The 1,322-nt window shown below is 43.3% G+C and carries 1 protein-coding gene; it reads left to right on the forward strand.

Features of this window, described 5'->3' with window-relative positions:
- The first annotated feature begins 55 nt into the window (after positions 1-55).
- Positions 56-1,288, forward strand: coding sequence for an ISAzo13 family transposase (locus BMY62_RS15845; protein ID WP_090662249.1), 1,233 nt, complete (start codon positions 56-58; stop codon positions 1,286-1,288).
- The last annotated feature ends 34 nt before the right edge of the window (positions 1,289-1,322 follow it).

Raw genomic sequence — 1,322 nt, forward strand, 5'->3', positions numbered from 1 at the left:
AGGAGGCTAGCAAAAATAACTTGAACAACTAAGCGTATAAGGCTATGCTTCAAGTATGAACTTGGAGCAGCAGATCAATAAAATATATCAGTCACTTGTAAGTTATCTCGATGAATTAAGCTTACGAATCTGGTCAGCAATAGAAGCTCAATCCATAGGCCGTGGAGGGGTAAGCATAGTGGCTAGAGCAACAGGAATATCGAGAACAACTATCTATGCTGGATTGAAAGACCTCCAGGCAGAGGAAAAAGGAATTCTCTCTGACGACAAACGGCGCAGAGTACGATCAAAAGGAGGAGGCCGAAAAAAACTGATTGAAAAAGACAAGGATTTGCTTGTTGATTTAGATGCTTTGGTTGAACCCGTTTCAAGAGGAGATCCTCAATCTCCATTACGCTGGACATGCAAAAGCACTCCGAAACTTACAAAAGAATTGAAAGAGCAAGGACATGCAGTATGCCAAAGGACTGTCTGCGATCTGCTATCAAAGCTTGGTTATAGTTTGCAGTCTACCCGGAAAACCCGTGAAGGAGGGACTCATCCTGACCGGGATATGCAGTTTCAGCATATTGCCACCGAAGTAGCTGATTACCAAAATAATGGAGATCCGGTAATTTCAGTTGACACAAAGAAAAAAGAACTGATTGGCGATTTTAAAAATGGCGGCCAAGAATGGCAGCCACAGGGCAAGCCTGAAGAAGTACGAGTTTATGACTTCATTGATAAAGAGTTAGGGAAAGTGGCACCTTACGGTGTCTACGATCTGACGGCGAATCAGGGCTGGGTCAGTGTTGGCATTGATCATGATACAGCTGAATTTGCTGTTGAAAGTATCCGGCGCTGGTGGCAGGAAATGGGCTCCCTCCTCTATACCAAAACCAAACGATTATTAATCACGGCTGATTGTGGGGGAAGTAATGGTTATCGGGTCAAGTTGTGGCGAGTGCAGCTTCAAAAACTGGCTGACGAGCTGGGAGTCACGATACAGGTATGCCATTTTCCGCCTGGTACCAGCAAATGGAATAAAATCGAGCATCGTATGTTTTGCCACATTACTCAAAATTGGCGAGGACGACCATTACTTAGTCGGCAAGTTGTCGTAAATTTAATCGGTAACACAACAACGAAAGCTGGATTGCGTATTCGGGCAGAGCTGGATGAAAATAGGTATCAGTCAGGAATTAAAGTGACAGATGATGAACTAGCAACAGTGGTCATAGAACGTGACAAATTCCATGGTGAATGGAATTACCAAATCAAACCTCATCAATTGTCAGATATACACTAAGCCAAAGTGTTCAAGTTATTTTTGCTAAGCTACT

The sequence above is a fragment of the Nitrosomonas marina genome (assembly GCF_900111605.1).
Taxonomy (GTDB): domain Bacteria; phylum Pseudomonadota; class Gammaproteobacteria; order Burkholderiales; family Nitrosomonadaceae; genus Nitrosomonas; species Nitrosomonas marina_A.

What these genes read in the sequence shown, in the direction of transcription:
- BMY62_RS15845 (WP_090662249.1), top strand. Translation starts at nt 56, where the DNA reads ATGAACTTGGAGCAGCAGATCAATAAAATATATCAGTCACTTGTAAGT.